The organism is Sodalis ligni (assembly GCF_016865525.2).
Classification (GTDB): Bacteria; Pseudomonadota; Gammaproteobacteria; order Enterobacterales; family Enterobacteriaceae; genus Acerihabitans; species Acerihabitans ligni.
The window spans coordinates 1,062,577-1,080,547 of the sequence record NZ_CP075169.1; the positions used below are offsets into that span (position 1 = coordinate 1,062,577).

The window sequence follows — 17,971 nt, forward strand, 5'->3', positions numbered from 1 at the left end:
GGAATCGGTTATCCTTGACCCCGTTGACACTTGATCCGCTGACCCTGCCGCTGCGTGGGACGAGCCTGATAGAGGCTTCGGCGGGCACCGGTAAAACCTATACCCTGGCGGCGCTCTATCTGCGCCTGCTGCTGGGCCTGGGACAACAGGCGGCTTATCCCCGTCCGTTGAGCGTGGAAGAGATCCTGGTGGTAACTTTTACCGAAGCGGCCACCGAGGAGCTGCGGGGCCGTATCCGGGATAATATCCATCGATTGCGGCTGGCCTGCGTGCGCGGCGTCAGCCGTAATCCCTTGTTCAGCAGCCTGCTGGAACATATTCCCGATACGGACTATGCCGCCCGTCTTCTGCTTGCGGCGGAACGGCAAATGGATGAAGCGGCGATTTACACTATCCATGGTTTCTGCCAGCGGATGCTTAGCCACAGTACCGTTGAATCCGGCCTGCTGTTTCAACAAACCCTGGTGGAAGACGAATCGGATTTGCGGCGCCAGGTATGCGCCGATTTTTGGCGTCGCCACTGCTACCCGCTGCCGGTGGCCGTGGCACGGGTCATCAATAAAGACTGGGATGGTCCCCAAAAGCTTCTGGCGGAGTTGCTTCCCTATTTGCAGGGGGAGGCGCCGGTGGTGCGCAACCCGCCGGAAAAGGCCGAAACCATCCTTGAGCGCCATGGGCGAATCGTCGCCCGTATCGATGAACTCAAACGGCGCTGGCGCCTGGCCGCCCCAAATCTGTTGCCTCTCATCAGCGGATCGGGGGTGGACAAACGCGCCTACAGCAGTAAAAACCTGCCGGCGTGGCTGGAAAAAATCTCCCTCTGGGCCGCCGCGCCCACCGAAGATTATGATGTGCCAAAGGAGCTTGAGCGTTTCCGGCAATCGGTGTTGGCGGCTAAAACCCTCAAAGGAACGCCGCCGGTCCATGAGGTGTTTGACCATATAGAAGAATTTTTGCGGCAGACGCTGACCCTGCGTGAATTGATTTTTGTGCTGGCGCTGGATGAGCTGCGCCTGGCGCTGGCGCAGGAGAAGCGGCTGCGGGGCGAAATGGGCTTTGATGATTTGCTGAGCCGTTTCGACCAGGCGCTGCAAGGGGAAGGGGGTGAGGCATTGGCGCTGTCGGTTCGCGCGCGCTATCCGGTGGCGTTGATCGATGAATTCCAGGATACCGACCCGCAGCAATACCGTATTTTCCGTCGCCTCTACCAGGGGCGGCCTGACTGCGGACTGGTGCTGATAGGGGACCCCAAACAGGCGATTTATGCGTTTCGCGGCGCGGATATTTTCACCTATATGCGCGCCCGGAGTGAGGTGAGCGCCCACTATACTTTAGACACCAATTGGCGTTCGTCACAGGCGATGATCAATGGAGTCAACCGGCTGTTCCAGTCGCTGCCGCAGCCGTTTATCTTTGAACAAATCCCCTTTTTGCCGGTGCGTGCTGCGGCGGATAACCGCGGCCTGGCGCTGGAAATCAACCAGCAGGTCCAGCCGGCCCTGGAGCTGTGGCTGCAGCCGGGAGCGGGGGTTGGTGTAAGTGAGTACCAACACCTGATGGCGCGCCACTGCGCCGCCACCATTCGCCACTGGCTGAGCGCAGGCCAGGACGGACGGGCCGTTCTGGTGGGCCCTGAAGGGCGCCTGGGGCTGCAGGCGTCCGATATTACGGTGCTGGTGCGTAACCGCAATGAAGCGGCCCTGATCCGCGATACCTTAAGCGCACTGTCGATTCCGGCGGTCTATCTATCCAATCGCGACAGCGTGTATGAAACTCCCGAAGCGAGGGAGCTGCTCTGGCTGTTGCAGGCAATACTGATTCCGGGGCAGGACAACGCCCTGCGCTGCGCGCTGGCTACCAGCCTGATGGGGCTGGATGCCCCGGCCATTGAAGATATCAATAACAACGGGCCGGCATGGGATGCCCTGGTGGATGAATTCGCCGGGTATCGCCAGGTATGGCGGCAGCGTGGCGTATTGCCGATGTTGCGCCAACTGATGATTCGCCACCGCATGGCGGAAAATCTGCTGGCGTCGGTGAATGGCGAGCGGCGTTTGACGGACCTTATGCACCTGGCGGAGCTGTTGCAGGAAGCCTCGGCGCAGCTGGAGAACGAGCACGGTCTGGTTCGCTGGCTGGCGTTGCAGATTGAATTGCCCGATACCCAGGCTGAAAATCAGCAGTTAAGGTTGGAAAGCGATCGCCATCTGGTGAGGATAATCACGGTGCATAAGTCCAAAGGGCTGGAGTTTCCCGTGGTGTTTTTGCCCTTTATCGCCGATTTCCGCCAGCAAAAACGCCCGTTGTTTCACGATCGCCGCGATTTTCAAGCCTGGCTGGATCTTTCCGAATCTGCTGAAAGTCTGCAATTGGCGGAGGAAGAGCGTCTGGCGGAAGATCTTCGCCTGCTCTACGTGGCGGTGACCCGTTCCATCTACCACTGCGGCATCGGCATCGCCCCGCTGTTTCGCGGCCAGCGGAGCAAAACCGGCAACACCGATTTGCACCTGGGCGCGCTGGGTTATCTGGTCCAGGGAGGAGAAGCCTGTGACGCCGCCGCGCTTTTATCCCGCCTGCAGGCGCTGGCGACGGAAGATATTGCCGTCACCGTTATCGGCCAGCCCGATGCTTTGCCCTGGCGGCCGCAGGACAGCGCCCGGCAACGTTTGTCGGCCCGTGAATACCGGCCACGCGCCGCTGAAAACTGGCGTGTTACCAGCTATTCCGGGCTGCAGCAGCATGGCGGAGGCTCATCGCTGATGGATTTGCAGCCCCGGCTGGACGGCGACGCGGTGGGCGAACGGCAACGGGACGCGGAACGGGAGCATTCTCCCCATACGTTTCCCCGCGGCGCGTCGCCGGGGACGTTTTTGCACGGCCTGTTTGAAACGGTAGACTTTACCCAACCGCTGGATCCGGTGTGGCTGGACGCGCAGCTCTTGCAGTACGGCATTGATGAAAGCTGGCAGCCGACTCTCGCCCGTTGGCTGGAGGATGTACTGCACGCGCCCCTCAACCAGGAGGGTATCCAGCTGTCGCGCATCGCCCCGGCGGACCGGCAGGCCGAGCTGCAATTTTATCTTCCCATCGACGCGCTTATCACCGCCGCTGGGCTTGATGCGCTGTGCAAACGTTACGACCCCCTGTCCGCCGCCTGTCCGCCCCTGAGCTTCCCCCAGGTCAAAGGGATGCTGAAAGGCTTTATCGATCTGGTTTTTCGCTACGACGGCCGTTATTACCTGCTGGATTATAAATCCAACTGGCTGGGGGAGGATAATGCCGCCTACACGCCCGAGGCGATGCTGGGCGCCATGGCTGAGCATCGCTATGATTTGCAATACCAGCTTTATACCCTGGCATTGCACCGCTACCTGCGGCATCGCCTGCGGGATTATGATTACCGCCGCCATTTCGGCGGAGTATTTTATGTCTTTTTGCGCGGGGTCTCACCGGACAATCCCGGTGACGGCGTGGTGTTCCGCCGCCCGGAACCGGCATTTGTGGATGCGCTGGACGCCCTGTTCGGCGGGGAAACGCCGTTATCGGCTGAACCTGAGGCGAATAAATGAATTCACTCATTGAACAGGCGCAGCAGCTTAGGCTCTGGCGGCCGTTGGACATCCAGTTCGCCCGCATGCTGGCGGCGCCGGACGAAATAGCCGTCATGCTGGCCTGCGCCTGCCTTAGCGCCGACGCCGGCGACGGACACGTCTGCCTGCCGTTGAGCCGCCTGTTGCCCGAGGGATTGTTTGACGGCCGTTATCCCGAACTGGCCCGCCGGGCCTGGGGGCTTGCCGGCGAACCGTCCCTGGCGGACTGGCGGGAGATATTGCTGGCCTCGCCGGCGGTAAGCGATGGTTCCAGGCCCACGCCCCTGGTACTGGATAACCAGCGGTTATATCTGCAGCGCATGTGGCAAAACGAGTGCCGGGTGGCGGAATTTTTCAACGCCGTCCGGCCCGCGGACCTGGCGGATGAAGCCGGAATCCGGCAGGTTTTGCAGCGCTTTTTCCCTGCTTTCGAGGGGGCGCCGGACTGGCAGAAGGTAGCGGCCGCGGTGGCGGTCAGCCATCCGGTGAGTCTGATTTCCGGCGGACCCGGTACCGGCAAAACCACGACGGTGGCTAAGATACTGGCATCCCTGGTGGTGCTGGGGCAGGGCAAGCGCATGCGCATCCAGCTGGCGGCGCCTACCGGCAAGGCCGCGGCGCGCCTGAGCGAATCCCTGGGAGACGCCCTGGACGCCCTGCGGCTTGACGAAGAGCAAAAGCGGCTGTTTCCGCCGGAAGCGGTGACGTTGCATCGCCTGCTGGGGGCGCAGCCCAACAGCCAGCGTTTGCGGTACCACCGGGGCAATCCGCTCCACGTTGATGTATTGGTGGTGGATGAAGCCTCAATGGTAGATCTGCCGATGATGGCCAATCTGATTGCCGCGCTGCCGGCGCAGGCCAAGGTGATTTTTCTCGGTGACCGCTGTCAATTGGCCTCGGTGGAAGCAGGCGCGGTACTGGGGGATATTTGTTATTTCGCGGAAAAGGGCTACAGCGCGGCCCGCAACCAACAGCTGGCGCGGTTAACCGGCTGTGCCCTGCCCCCTTGCAACGACGGCACGGGACCCGCCGTTGGGGACAGCCTGTGCCTGCTGCAAAAAAGCTACCGGTTCGATGATGGTTCGGGCATCGGCCGGCTGGCCAATGCCGTCAATGCCGGCGATACCGCCGGTTCCCTGGCGTTATTGCACGCCGGCAGGGATGACGATGTCCGCTATGCCCCCGTGCGGGACGGTGATGACTACCGGCGCCTGCTGGAAGGGGCTGTGGCAGGCTATCGGGACTACCTGTCGCGGGTCGGGGCCAATGAAAGCCCGGCGGTTATCCTCAAGGCGTTCAACCGCTTCCGGCTGCTCTGCGCCCTGCGGGAAGGGCCGTTCGGCATCACCGGCTTGAACAGCCGCATCGAGCAGGCCCTGTCCCGGGCCGGCCTGATAAATCCTCCGGCGGATTCTCTGGCCAAGGGCTATGCCGGACGCCCGGTCATGATCGTGCGCAATGCTCCTTCCCTTGGGCTCTCCAATGGCGATATCGGCATTATGCTTGCCGATGAGGCGTCGGAATTGCGGGTCTATTTCTCCTTGCCCGACGGTACGCCCAAGGCGGTTCCCCTAAGCCGGTTGCCCGAGCATGAGACCGCTTTCGCCATGACGGTGCACAAATCCCAGGGGTCGGAATTCTTGCATACCGCGCTGGTGCTGCCCAATCAGTTGTTGCCGGTGTTGACGCGGGAACTGGTCTATACCGCCATCACCCGGGCCCGCCGGTCTTTGTCCCTTTATGCCAACGATGATGTATTGAGCTACGCCATCGCCACGCCGACCCAGCGGCGCAGCGGACTTATCGATCGCTTACGGAAAGGGGCGGCGGGCTAACCCGGCTCAGCTATCAAGCAGGTCCGTCACCAGAATCTTGGAACGCCGGTGGTAATTATAAAGGGCCTGTTTTTGCTGCGGCAGCACTTCCACTTCCGCCGGCGTAAAGCCGCGCTCCTGAAACCAGTGAATGCTGCGGGTGGTGAGCACAAACAGCTTCTTCAGTCCCAGTTGGCGCGCTTGCTGCATGATGCGCTGCAACAGCATTTCCCCGCGCGAGGAACTGCGGTAATCGGGATGCACCGCCACACACGCCATTTCACCTACCTGCTCCTCCGGGAAAGGATACAAGGCGGCGCAGGCGATGGTCAGATTGTCCCGTTCGATAATGGTGAATTTATCGATTTCCATTTCCAGCTGTTCCCTGGAACGGCGCACCAGAATCCCCTGCTGTTCCAACGGGCGGACCAGCTCAAGAATACCGCCGATATCGTTAATGGTCGCCCGGCGAACCTGTTCGGCGCTTTCCATGACAATCTGCGTGCCGATACCTTCACGGGAAAACAGTTCCTGCACCAGGGCGCCGTCGTCCTGGTAGCTTATCAAATGACAGCGCCGCACGCCGCTGCGGCAGGCTTTAACCGCACCGCGTAAAAAACGGACCGTGCCCGAGTAATAATCCCCGGTTTTCTCAAGCGCATCGATATGCTGCTGCGCATCGTTGGGAAACAGCTCGGAGATGATCTCCCCTTTGTTATCTATAACACCCTGGGAAGAGCAAAAACCGATCATTTTCTCTGCTTTAAGCTTTATCGCCAGTTGGGTGGCCACTTCTTCCGCCGTCAGGTTAAAACTTTCCCCGGTAACGGATACCGCCACCGGCCCCAGCAGCACAATGGCGTTGCTGTCCAGTTGGCGATGGATGGCTTCGTCATCGATGCGCCGTATGCGCCCGCTATGGCAATAATCCACCCCGTCGTCGACGCCCAGGGGTTGCGCGATGATGAAATTACCGCTCACCACGTTGATGTGCGCCCCCTGTAGCGGCGTATTGTTCAGGCTCATGGATAAACGGGCGGTGATATCCAGCTGCAGCAACCCCGCCGCCTGCTTCACCAGCTCGAGGGTTTGGGCATCCGTGACCCTGGTATGCTTGTGGTAAATGGGCTCCAGATGATGCACCGCCAGATTGGCGTCAATCTGCGGCCGGGCGCCGTATACCAGCACCAGACGAATGCCCAGGCTATGAAGGAGACCGATATCGTTAACGATATTGGCGAAGTTTTCATGTTCTATGGCTTCACCGCCCAGCATGACGACAAACGTCTTGCCACGATGAGCATTGATATAGGGAACTGAGTGGCGAAAGCCCTGGACCAGTTCAGTACTACGTTCCTTCACGGCAAACCCTCTGTGAATGGTTATTCGGATTTCGTGTATTTTTATGCTATTAACGCCAGGTTGGCAAGCAGCATTTATCGCCAATTTTCATTGTAAAGAAAGGAAAATAACCCCTTGGCAGATAAGCATAGAGTCTTTTGGAGGTGACATAAACCCGCAGATTGGGTAAAGTTTTTGGCGTAGTAAAAAAAAGCCTGATTTATCATTAGAATAACTTCAAGTAAAGGGGGTTCATGCCGGATCATGATTTTTTACCGTCTCGCCGCCGCCTGCTAAAGGGGGCGGCGGCCACCTGGCTGCTGAGTCTCAGCCGGGCGGGCGCGGCCGCGCCGGTGGCGCTGGTTGCGGTGCGTATCTGGCCGGCCACGAGTTATACCCGCATGACATTGGAATCCCAGTCAGTGTTGCAGTACCGTCATTTCATGCTCCGCGATCCCCTTCGTCTGGTGGTGGATATCCAGGGGATGCATTTGAATGCAATCATGCGAGGCGTGGGCGCACTGGTGAAAGAGCAGGATCCCTATATCAGGGGGGTGAGGGCGGGGCAGTTCGACGGCCATACCGCCCGGCTGGTGGTGGAACTCAAACAACCGGTGGAGCCGCGGTTTTTGACCCTGCCGCCGGTGGCCGGTTTCAAACACCGGCTGGTGATGGATCTTTACCCCAAAGCCGGCAGCCGGGGCGCCGTGCAGGACGATCCGCTGCTGGCGCTGCTGGAGGATTACAATCAGGGCGATCTGGCGCGAAATCTGCCGCCGGAGTCTCAGGGACCGCGGGCAGGAAAGGCCGGGCGCGATCGTCCCATCGTGATTATGCTGGATCCCGGCCATGGCGGCGAGGATCCGGGAGCCATCGGCAAGCGGCGCACCCGTGAAAAGGATATTGTATTAAAAATCGCGCGGCATCTGCGGACGTTAATTGAACGCGAAGCCCATATGAAAGTGTATATGACCCGCAATGAAGACGTCTTTATTCCACTGCAGGTTCGGGTGGCGAAAGCGCGCAAACTCCGGGCGGATCTGTTTGTTTCCATACATGCTGATGCCTTTACCGACCGTTCTGCCCGCGGCGCCTCGGTATTTGCCCTGTCCACCAAAGGCGCCACCAGCGCCGCCGCGCGTTTTCTGGCGCAGACGCAAAATGCCGCCGATGAAATAGGCGGCGTGGGCAAGAGCGGCGATAGGTACCTCGATCATACCCTGTTTGATTTGATGCAAACCGCCACCATCACCGACAGCCTGAAATTCGGCCGGCAGGTATTGTCCCGACTGGGTAAAATCGCGCATTTGCATAAAAACACCGTTGATCAGGCCGGTTTTGCGGTGCTTAAAGCGCCGGATATCCCTTCAATCCTGGTAGAGACCGGGTTTATAAGCAACATCGACGAAGAGCGGCGGTTGGCCACCTCCAGGTATCAACGGCAACTGGCGGAATCAATTTTGGCCGGCATCAAGGGATACTTTGCCGCGGGCGGGGTATTGGCGCATCGTTGAAAGGGGACTAAGGGCTGTTTTGCCGCGGGAAACGCCGTGGCGAAGGAAATAACACAAAAACCCGCCTGAAAAGGAGGGGAGAAATACGACTGAATGTTTTACGACAGGCTTGCTTGAAGTTGGTTGCGGGGGCCGGATTTGAACCGACGACCTTCGGGTTATGAGCCCGACGAGCTACCAGGCTGCTCCACCCCGCGTCCGATAATGACATCTGTGAGCAGTCAGATGTTGACTTCGTACGGTATGACGTTTTGTTGATTGGTTGCGGGGGCCGGATTTGAACCGACGACCTTCGGGTTATGAGCCCGACGAGCTACCAGGCTGCTCCACCCCGCGTCCGTGGATGCGCACTATACTCCGGACAGTAACTGATGCAACCCCTTTTTGCGATTAATCGCGTAGAATAATGATTTTTGTTTATACAGAGGCATTTTTGCTGGTTTTATAGACATATCCTCATGTTCTTTTTGAATTAATACATTTATCTATTGATTAACGTTTGCTATCTTTCGGCGTAAATGCAAGAGCATGGTTTTCACATGAGAGCAATATGAACAAGCACTGGCTTCGCTATCTTTCCATTGGTCTGGCTATCGCCATCCTGGCCGGATGTTCGTCCCGGCCCACCGATCGCGGGCAGCAATATAAAGATGGTCATCTTACGGAGCCCTTTGGGCTGGTTAACGAGCCTAACGCCAAAGGCCGACCAGTGAATGCCAAGGATTTTGCCGATCAGGTGACGCAAACCCAGTTTGCCGCCACCGGGCTTTATAACCGCAATTACGCCGATTATGATGCGGTCAAGCGCTGGGCGATGGCGGGAGCCGATACCCGGCAACTGAGCCAGTTCGGTATTAAAGCCTATCAGATGGAAGGTGTGGATAATTACGGTAATGTTCAGTTCACCGGTTATTATACTCCGGTGATCCATGCCCGCTATACGCCGCAGGGGGAGTTCCAATATCCCCTATACCGTATGCCGCCGCGAGGGGCCAAGCGACGGTTGCCCGATCGCGCGGCCATCTATGCCGGCGCCCTTGAGGGCCGGGGACAGGCTATCGCCTATAGTAATTCCATGCTGGATAATTTCCTGATGGAAGTTCAGGGCAGCGGTTATGTGGATTACGATGACGGGCGGCCGCTGATGTTTTTCGGTTATGGCGGCAATAATGGCCATCCTTATCGCAGCATCGGCAAAGTACTTATCGACCGCGGGGAAGTGGCGCGGGAAAATATGTCGATGCAGGCGATACGGCAATGGGCCGCCCGCCACAGCCCGTCTGAAGTGCAGGAACTGCTGGAACAGAATCCGTCCTATGTGTTCTTCAAACCGATTCCCTTTGCGCCGGTGAAAGGCGCCAGCGCCGTACCTCTGGTAGCCAAAGCATCGGTGGCGTCTGACCGTTCGCTGGTTCCGGCGGGAACCACTTTGCTGGCGGAAGTACCGTTATTGGATGATAACGGTAAATTTACCGGCAAATATGAAATGCGGTTGATGATAGCCCTGGATGTGGGCGGCGCCATCAAAGGCCAGCATTTTGATATTTACCAGGGAATCGGTCCGCAGGCGGGCCAGGCCGCCGGCTATTACAATCATTATGGCCGGGTCTGGGTGCTCAAGGGGACGGGGTCGCTGAACGCGGTACCGTTAATGATCGGCAATAGCGGCGCGCCCGCCGCTGCGGCCAATACCGTGCAGGTCAGTTACGATAACTGAACGGCCAACCGAGGTTTCAGCCATGAGCGGTCAATATACAGACGCCTATTTACAACGTTTTGGCGGCACCGCCCGGTTATACGGTCAACAGGCGCTGGCGGTGTTTCATCGCGCCCATGTTTGCGTGATAGGTATCGGCGGCGTGGGGTCCTGGGCGGCGGAAGCGCTGGCGCGTACCGGGATCGGCGCGTTGACCTTAATCGATATGGACGATGTCTGCGTCACCAATACCAACCGGCAGATCCATGCGCTGAAGGAACAGGTGGGGCGGCCTAAGACCGAGGTTATGGCGGCGCGCATCGCCTCCATTAATCCGGAATGCGTCGTGACCAGCGTGGATGATTTCATTACCGTGGATAATGTCGCCGCTTTACTGGATCGCGGTTTTGATTATGTTATCGATGCGATTGACAGCGTGCGGCCGAAAGCGGCCCTGCTGGCCTATTGCCGGCGCAATAAAATTCCGGTGGTGACCATCGGCGGCGCCGGCGGACAAATCGACCCGACGCAAATCCGCGTCGCCGATTTGGCGAAAACCATCCAGGATCCGCTGGCGGCAAAGCTGCGTGAACGGCTTAAGCATGATTTCAACGTGGTGAAAAGCAGCAAGGGAAAGCTCGGCATCGACTGTGTGTTTTCCACTGAGCAGCTGGTTTATCCGCAGGCGGACGGTACGGTGTGCGCGTCGCCTTCCACCGCCGAGGGGCCCAAGCGTATGGATTGCGCCTCCGGTTTCGGCGCGGCCGCTATGGTTACCGCCAGCTTTGGTTTTATCGCGGTTTCCCATGCGCTGAAGAAGATGCTTGCCCGGCAGGCGAGGCTGGCTGAAGCCGCCACGTCGCCTGAATCTCGGCCCGAGCCTGAGGTACAGTGCGCGGCCGGCGGCGGACAATAATCCCGCCGCCTTAGCGCCGGAGTCAACCGCCGTGCCGGCGGCCACATCACCTTCCCGCTATGCCTTTTTCGGCCATGGTTCCATCACCTCCCCACCCTCAATTGGCGATATAGCTGTCGACAATGGCGTTGATGCGGCCGGCAATGGCGGCGAGTCCGCCGGCCCGGCTGACGCTGAGTTCAGCCCGCAGGCCCAGGTCAACGAACGGCGCGAGGGGATCCTGCCCTGCCAGCTGTGCCGGCGTTTTACCTTCCACCGCCGCCAATACGATGGCCAGCAGGCCTTTAACGATACGGCCGTCGCTGGCGGCATAAAAATGCAGGCTGCCGTCCTCTTGCCGCACGTGGCCAAGCCAGACGCGGTTTTCACACCCAGACAGGGCGGTTTCAGGCGTCTTCAATGCTTCCGGTAATTCCGGCAGGGCCTTGGCCAGCAGAATAATCTGTCGCAGGCGCTCTTCCCATTGCCGGCAGCCGGCAAAACGCGCCCTGATTTCCTCGCTGGAAATAGCGTGGCCGAAGGGGTGTCGGTCCGTTATCGGTTCGTTCATGGCGTCAATGTTTCCGTCGGTTTTATCGTGGACTATCAATCCCGCAGCAGCGTCAGCGCTTTTTCCACCGCCGCCGCCAGACGGTGAACGTCCCGGCGGGTGTTATAGGGGGCGAACGAGGCGCGCAGCGTGCCGGTAACCCCCAACGCCGCCATCAGCGGCTGGGCGCAGTGCTGCCCGGCGCGCAGGGCAATGCCTTCCTGTGCCAGTATCATGGCGATATCCTGGTGATGAATACCGGCAAAGTCGAACGAAAGCAGGCTCGAACCGGGACAACGAAAGGCGCGAAAGCCCGGCAGCGCCGACAGGAGTTCTTGCGCCAGGTCCGCCAGGGAGACGCTGTAGCGCTCCGCCCCATCCCGGTCTTGCCATGAAAGCCAGTCCAGGGCGGCGCCAAGCCCTATCACGCCGGCGATATTCGGCGTGCCTGCCTCAAAGCGCTGCGGCGGAGCCATGGGAGTGAATCCCTCGAAAGCGGCCGCGCTCAGCATTTTGCCGCCGCCTTGCCAGGGCGGCATTTGCGCCAAAAGTTGCGGTTTGCCGTAGAGCACGCCAATCCCGGTGGGACCGTACAGCTTATGGCCGGAAAAGGCATAAAAATCAATATCTGCATTTATCAGGTCCGGCGGCCGGTGTACTGCTCCCTGGGCTCCGTCCAGTACGATGACCGCCTGGGGAAAACGGCGGACGAGCGCGATTATCGCTGCCAGGTCCGGGCAGCCTCCGGTTACGTTTGACATTTGCGAGACGGCCACCAGGCGGGTCCGATCGTTCAATAATCGCGCCAGACCGGCCGGCGAGGGCAATAAATCCGCAGCCAGCGGCCATTTGACGACCTTGGCGCCGGTTTGTTGCGCCACCATCAGCCAGGGCACCAAATTGGCGTGATGCTCGGCTTCACTGACAATAATCTCATCCCCCGGCCGCAGGCGAGGTCGCGCATAGCTTTGCGCCACGAGGTTGAGGGATTCGGTGGTGCCGCGAGTCCAGACTATGCTGTCAGGCCCCGGCGCATTCAGCCAGTCCGCCACCTGCCGCCGGGCCTGTTCGTAGCGAACCGTGAGGGCCATGGCCGCTGCATACTGGCTGCGATGTACGTTGCCGCTATCATGGCGATAAAACGCCTCGGTGGCGGCAATCACCACCTCCGGTTTCAACGCGGTGGCGGCACTGTCCAAATACGCCACCTCATCGTTCAGCGCCGGGAATTGCCGGCCATAGGCCATGAAATCAAATTCACTCATCACCACGTTCTCACTGTCATAAAATTACAGACTTGTCCTATTATCGCCGTCTGTGGCGGGGAAGCGGCAGGATTTTATTCCCTTTTTTGGGAAAAAGCCCCCTGCTTTTTTTGTTAATTATCATAAGGTAAGAAAAATGACCTGCTTGCCTAAATGTTCCAGTTAAGTTTTTTTAATCTGCGAGGAGTTAATGATGAAGAAAACAGCCGCAGTTATCTCTGTTTTTCTGCTTGGGTTAACCCTGAGTGCCTGTTCGAGCAATTATGTCATGCATACCAACGATGGTCGCACCATTGTCTCTGACGGTAAACCCAAAGTCGATGATGAAACCGGCATGATAAGCTACAAGGACGCCAACGGTACACAGCAGCAGATCAACCGTGCCGATGTGAAAGAAATGATGGAAGCGAAATAATATAGACTTTTTATACCGCCTCCTTATTTTGGCAGCATAAAAAAGCACCGCTTCCGCGGTGCTACATATTCACTAGGGACAGACAGAGAAATGTACAGAAATGCCAAGGAGTAATTAAAGCGGCCTGAATCCAGGCCAAATCCGCAAACACAACATCACTCGGCAAGCCAAAAGCCATCCGGACTCCCCAACATTCAAGAACCCGCATACCTTTTCGTTCCGGCTCACCGGTGGCGGAACTATAGGTATTTGCTGGTGCATCCACAACGGACAATTTATAATGCCTCGGATAAAAAAAACTAATAGGTCAGGTATCTGTGTCTAATTTGCAATCCACCAGCGCTGATAAAGTGTCCCAACATGTCTAAACGCTTACCGCCGCTCAACGCCTTGCGGGCTTTCGATGCGGCAGCGCGCCATTTGAGCTTTACCAAAGCGGCGGAAGAACTGTTCGTAACCCAGGCGGCGGTCAGCCATCAAATCAAATCGCTGGAGGATTTCCTTGGGCTTAAGCTGTTTCGCCGGCGCAACCGTTCGCTGCTGCTGACGGAAGAGGGTCAGAGTTATTACCTTGATATAAAAGAGATTTTTTCTGATCTGGCTGACGCTACCCGTAAACTGCAGTCTCGCAGCGCGAAAGGCGCGCTCACCGTCAGTCTATTACCCAGCTTCGCTATTCAGTGGCTGGTGCCGCGGCTGTCCAGTTTTAATGCCGCCTGGCCGGGCATCGACGTGCTGATCCAGGCGGTGGATCGCGAGGAAGACAAGCTGGCGGACGACGTGGATGTGGCGATATTTTACGGGCGCGGCAACTGGCCGGGGCTCAAGGTGGAGAAACTCTATGCCGAGTATCTTTTACCGGTGTGCTCGCCGTCACTGCTCAGCGGCCTGCATCCGCTGGCCTCCCCGGCGGATTTGATTCATCACACCCTCTTGCACGATGCTTCGCGCCGGGACTGGCAGGCTTATACCCGCCAGTTGGGGCTGACGCACATCAACGTTCAGCAGGGGCCGATTTTCAGCCACAGCGCCATGGTCTTGCAGGCGGCGATCCACGGTCAGGGCGTTGCCTTGGCAAATAACGTCATGGCGCAGACCGAGATAGAAGCAGGCAGGCTTATCTGCCCCTTCAACGAAGTGCTGGTAAGTAAAAACGCTTTTTATCTGGTTTGTCATGACAGCCAGGCTGAAGTAGGTAAAATAGCCGCCTTTCGTCAGTGGATAGTCGGGCGTGCCGCCAGCGAGCAGGAAAAATTCCGGGTCCGTTACAATAACGGCCAGACAGTCGAACCACAATAACACTGATAATATACCCAATAGATTCCAAGCTGGGGGCAGCCAAAACGCCTGCGGCTTGAAAGGTGAAGGGTATAACAGCGTAATCATTAGGATTGTAAGATGCGAAGTCGCGCCATGTTGGTTTTTGCCGCCGTCAGCGGCCTGGTCTATGTCGTGCTCGGCGCTTTCGGCGCCCATGTGTTGAGCCAGACGCTGGGTGAAATGGAGATGTCCTGGCTGAAAACCGGCCTGCAATACCAGGCGTTCCATACGCTGGCCATTATGGCGCTTAGCGTCGCCACGCAGCGCCACGCCAGCCTGTGGTTTTATTGGAGCGGCGTCATGTTGGCTATCGGAATCGTGCTGTTTAGCGGCAGCCTTTATTGCCTGGCTTTGTCGCACCTGCGCATGTGGGTGTATATCACGCCGGTGGGCGGGGTCTGCTTTTTGGCCGGGTGGATTTTAATGTTGTCAGGCGCGTTGCGTCTTAAAAAGAAGGCCGAACGCCGTGAATAAAGTGATTTTATATTGCCGCCCCGGGTTTGAAAAAGAGTGTGCGGCGGAAATAACCGACAAGGCCGCCGGACTGGAGATTTTTGGCTTTGTCCGGGTGAAGGAGCACAGCGGTTATATCATATTCGAATGTTATCAGCATGATGAAGCCGATCGTTTGCTGCGGGAAATCCCCTTCGCCGACCTGATATTCGCCAGGCAAATGCTGCTGACCGGCGAGCTGTTGCGTGATTTACCGCCGGAGGATCGCATAACCCCCATCATCGGCATGCTGACCGGCGCCGTTAACGGCGCGGGGGACGTGCGGGTGGAAGTGCCCGATACCAATGAAAGCAAAGAGCTGATGAAGTTCTGCCGTAAATTTACGGTGCCCCTGCGCGGGGCGCTGCGGGCCCAGAAGCTGCTGACCCCGCAGGAAAAAGCCAATCGTCCGGTTATCCATGTATTTTTTATCGCGCCGGGCTGTTGTTATGTGGGGTATTCCTACAGCAATAACAACTCGCCTTTTTATATGGGCATCCCCCGCCTCAAATTTCCCACCGAGGCTCCCAGCCGGTCCACGCTGAAGCTGGAAGAGGCGTTTCATGTCTTTATCCCCAGCGATGAATGGGATGAGCGGCTGGGCAGCGGCATGTACGCGGTGGATTTGGGCGCCAGCCCCGGCGGCTGGACCTATCAACTGGTGAAACGCAGCATGATGGTGCATGCGGTGGATAACGGCGACATGGCCGCCAGCCTGATGGACACCGGCCAGGTCATCCACCATCGTGCCGATGGGTTTAAATTCGAGCCGCCGCGCAATAATGTCTACTGGCTGGTGTGCGATATGGTGGAACAACCGGCGCGTGTGGCGCAGCTTGCCGCCGACTGGCTGGTTAAGGGCTGGTGTCGCGAGGCTATCATCAATCTCAAACTGCCGATGAAAAAGCGTTATGAGGAAGTCTGCCAAAACCTGGACCTGCTGCGCAACAGCCTGAAGGAAAACAGCGTTTACGGAGAGATCCATGCCAAACAGCTCTATCACGATCGGGAAGAGGTAACGGTGCATATCCGCCGTTTCTGGAGCGCAGTGCCCGGACGCCGGGACGAGCGATAAGTCACGAACCCGGCGGCTCAATGGTCCGCAAAGGCTTGCGCTCGCAGGCATCCTGCCGCTTACAGACACCGCCGCGGCCACCGACGCGAATGATATTGACCGCGTCATGATGCCCGCTATGGCTGCTTGCGGCGCCTAGTTTGTCAGTCCGAAACCGCGGGGGTATTTCAGCTCCTTGACACGCCCGCGGCTATTGACATTATAGATATTAACCGGCAGCTTGCCCCGCGGCGGCAGTTTGCCGATGATTATCTCGGCGACTGCATTAAGAGACGTGGCCAGTGAACTGCCCTTTTTGGCACCATAAAAGGAGTAGGTCGCCAATACCGCATCCGCCATATCGCCATAACCAACGACGTCATAGGGCGTTTTTAAGGAGAGATATATCACCTTCTTTTGCCTCCGTTTGGCAAAGGCCATCGCTTCTTGAACGCTGTTCTTACGAGAAAGGACCGGCGTGGTTTGCCGGGATAAACCCGGGGCGTCCGCTAATCCTTTGGCCCGATCCAACATGTTGCCGATAATTAAGATATCGCATTGATTGATGCTGACATTACGGAGCCAATCTGCTTCAATCAGATCGCCGCTCTTAACCATATGGTAACCATTTTCCCACAGAGTATGTTCAATGGCCGCGCCCTGTTCGGCCAAGGGTGTCAAAATATAGATGGATTGGGAATTATCCTCCAGGGAATAAGCTGACCGATATTTTTCAATAAGGTTACCGAGCGGTCGGTAATTTCTTTTCCAATGTTCTGCTCAAGGTGATATCTCCAGGAGCGGTTCCGTTGAACGGGGCGATAATATTTCTTTTCAGCTTAAGTTCGATAATCCGTTTGACGGACTCTGACACCATGTGCTCATCAATGACCCGGGCGGTAATTTTTCCCGACAGAATATTAATCAGCGACTGCAATCGGTGGACGTCGGAGATGTGGTATATGCTAACCGGCATAAGCGCAATATCCACGCCGGCCTTGAAGGTGAATTCCATCACGGTGTGAATATCGAAATTATCGCTGATGGCCTTCATATTCAGCGCATCGGTTATAGTAACTCCCTGAAATTCCAGTTCCTTTCGCAATAGGTCGGTCTGTATTTTTTTTGACAATGTCGCCGGCACTATGATCTCTTCTCCGGCCCTGTTTTTAATGCAGGTGTTATCCAGGGACGGGTATTGGATATGTGCGGTCATAATCATATCCGGCGCTTCGCCGGATGTAATAGCGTCGCGATAGGGCGCCAGATCGATCTCATTGGCGTCTTGGCGGTTTTTGTTTACCATCGGCAAGCCAAAATGGGAATCGGTCACCGTGTCCCCATGGCCGGGAAAATGCTTGGCGACGCTCACTACGCCTTTGCTGCCGATGCCGGCTATCATTTCCCGTGCCAATCGCCCTACGCTGGCCGGGTCGTCGCCGAATGAACGAACATTAATCACCGGATTATTTGGGTTGCTGTTGACATCCATCACCGGCGCGAAAATGGTATTAATGCCGAGTGACGACAGATCCCGGGCTAGAACACATCCCTGCTTATAGGCCAATTTACTATCCACCGTGTCCATACAGGCGGCGCCCAGCGCCATATTGCCCGGGAAAGCAGAGAACTCGCCGCGGGGCAGCCGAAAGACGCTGCCCCCCTCGTTATCAGTGGCAATAAATAAAGGGATGCCTCCCGCCGGTATGGCATCCTGCAGATCGTCGGTGAGTTTTTGTATTTGTTCTTTATTCTTCAGGTTATTGGCAAACAGAATAATTCCACCAATATGATTGTTTCTAATAATATTTCTTATTGTTTCCGTTAGCTGCACCATATCCTGCTTAACGCTTGTTTTGGTATCTTCTCGCCAATAACGGAAGTCCAGCATGATTTTCTGACCTATTTTTCTTTTAAAGTCATTTTGCTACTATTTCATCGCTTTGACTTGCCGCTGTCAGATTTTTCCAATAGACAGATGATTTGACGCGTTATGGTGCAAATCAATGGGGCGTGAAGGGGAGG

14 protein-coding genes and 2 tRNA genes are annotated in these 17,971 nt (G+C 57.3%); 9 read left to right on the top strand and 7 right to left on the bottom strand.

Translation table 11 applies throughout. The features are described 5' to 3' along the window. Positions 1–14 precede the first annotated feature (14 nt). Both recB and recD read left to right on the top strand, forming a co-directional pair. A complete protein-coding gene (recB, locus tag GTU79_RS04960; protein WP_203522684.1) occupies positions 15–3,569 on the top strand; it encodes an exodeoxyribonuclease V subunit beta in 3,555 nt (1,184 codons plus the stop codon). Further along, positions 3,566–5,425 carry an exodeoxyribonuclease V subunit alpha gene (gene recD / locus GTU79_RS04965; RefSeq protein WP_203522683.1) on the top strand — a complete coding sequence of 620 codons (1,860 nt, stop codon included), beginning with the start codon at positions 3,566–3,568 and terminating at the stop codon, positions 5,423–5,425. Before recB ends, recD begins: the two co-directional genes overlap by 4 nt. A gap of 6 nt (positions 5,426–5,431) precedes the next feature. Here recD and argA read toward each other — a convergent pair whose 3' ends face one another. Beyond that, entirely contained in the window at positions 5,432–6,766 is a 1,335-nt protein-coding gene (gene argA, locus GTU79_RS04970) for an amino-acid N-acetyltransferase (RefSeq protein ID WP_214513733.1), read from the bottom strand. Between the two features lie 233 nt (positions 6,767–6,999). Here argA and amiC point away from each other — a divergent pair, with 233 nt between their 5' ends. Next, positions 7,000–8,259 (top strand): N-acetylmuramoyl-L-alanine amidase AmiC, encoded by a 1,260-nt coding sequence (gene amiC / locus GTU79_RS04975; protein ID WP_203522682.1) that lies wholly within the window; start codon positions 7,000–7,002, stop codon positions 8,257–8,259. Between the two features lie 120 nt (positions 8,260–8,379). Here amiC and GTU79_RS04980 read toward each other — a convergent pair. Both GTU79_RS04980 and GTU79_RS04985 read right to left on the bottom strand, forming a co-directional pair. After that, positions 8,380–8,456 (bottom strand) — tRNA-Met (locus GTU79_RS04980). 62 nt (positions 8,457–8,518) lie between these two features. Beyond that, positions 8,519–8,595, bottom strand: a tRNA-Met gene (locus GTU79_RS04985). Positions 8,596–8,809: 214 nt separating this feature from the next. Between GTU79_RS04985 and mltA the strand changes: the two genes are divergently transcribed. Next, positions 8,810–9,976, top strand: coding sequence for a murein transglycosylase A (gene mltA, locus GTU79_RS04990; RefSeq protein WP_132923252.1), 1,167 nt, complete (start codon positions 8,810–8,812; stop codon positions 9,974–9,976). 22 nt (positions 9,977–9,998) lie between these two features. Then, the gene (tcdA, locus tag GTU79_RS04995) at positions 9,999–10,871 is read left to right on the top strand and encodes a tRNA cyclic N6-threonylcarbamoyladenosine(37) synthase TcdA (protein WP_203522681.1); all 873 of its coding nucleotides are present in this window, start codon (positions 9,999–10,001) and stop codon (positions 10,869–10,871) included. A 97-nt stretch (positions 10,872–10,968) separates the two neighbouring features. Here the strand turns inward: tcdA and csdE are convergent, their stop codons facing one another. Both csdE and csdA read right to left on the bottom strand, forming a co-directional pair. Beyond that, a complete protein-coding gene (gene csdE / locus GTU79_RS05000; RefSeq protein WP_203522680.1) occupies positions 10,969–11,421 on the bottom strand; it encodes a cysteine desulfurase sulfur acceptor subunit CsdE in 453 nt (150 codons plus the stop codon). 35 nt (positions 11,422–11,456) lie between these two features. Beyond that, complete coding sequence (csdA, locus tag GTU79_RS05005) at positions 11,457–12,665, bottom strand: cysteine desulfurase CsdA (protein WP_203522679.1); 1,209 nt, start codon at positions 12,663–12,665, stop codon at positions 11,457–11,459. A gap of 193 nt (positions 12,666–12,858) precedes the next feature. Here csdA and GTU79_RS05010 point away from each other — a divergent pair, with 193 nt between their 5' ends. From GTU79_RS05010 to rlmM, 4 genes are all read left to right on the top strand, one after another. Beyond that, positions 12,859–13,080, top strand: coding sequence for a YgdI/YgdR family lipoprotein (locus tag GTU79_RS05010; RefSeq protein ID WP_132927868.1), 222 nt, complete (start codon positions 12,859–12,861; stop codon positions 13,078–13,080). A 360-nt stretch (positions 13,081–13,440) separates the two neighbouring features. After that, positions 13,441–14,379, top strand: a complete 939-nt coding sequence (locus GTU79_RS05015) for a transcriptional regulator GcvA (RefSeq protein WP_132923246.1) — start codon at positions 13,441–13,443, stop codon at positions 14,377–14,379. 99 nt (positions 14,380–14,478) lie between these two features. After that, positions 14,479–14,874 carry a DUF423 domain-containing protein gene (locus GTU79_RS05020; RefSeq protein WP_203522678.1) on the top strand — a complete coding sequence of 132 codons (396 nt, stop codon included), beginning with the start codon at positions 14,479–14,481 and terminating at the stop codon, positions 14,872–14,874. Continuing rightward, positions 14,867–15,967, top strand: a complete 1,101-nt coding sequence (rlmM, locus tag GTU79_RS05025; RefSeq protein ID WP_203522677.1) for a 23S rRNA (cytidine(2498)-2'-O)-methyltransferase RlmM — start codon at positions 14,867–14,869, stop codon at positions 15,965–15,967. Before GTU79_RS05020 ends, rlmM begins: the two co-directional genes overlap by 8 nt. Positions 15,968–16,102: 135 nt before the next feature. Here rlmM and GTU79_RS05030 read toward each other — a convergent pair whose 3' ends face one another. Next, positions 16,103–16,564: a glycoside hydrolase family 3 protein gene (locus GTU79_RS05030; protein WP_214513734.1), complete on the bottom strand. Its 462-nt coding sequence runs from the start codon at positions 16,562–16,564 to the stop codon at positions 16,103–16,105. A 124-nt stretch (positions 16,565–16,688) separates the two neighbouring features. After that, entirely contained in the window at positions 16,689–17,837 is a 1,149-nt protein-coding gene (locus tag GTU79_RS05035) for a glycoside hydrolase family 3 N-terminal domain-containing protein (protein ID WP_214513735.1), read from the bottom strand. Positions 17,838–17,971 lie beyond the last annotated feature (134 nt).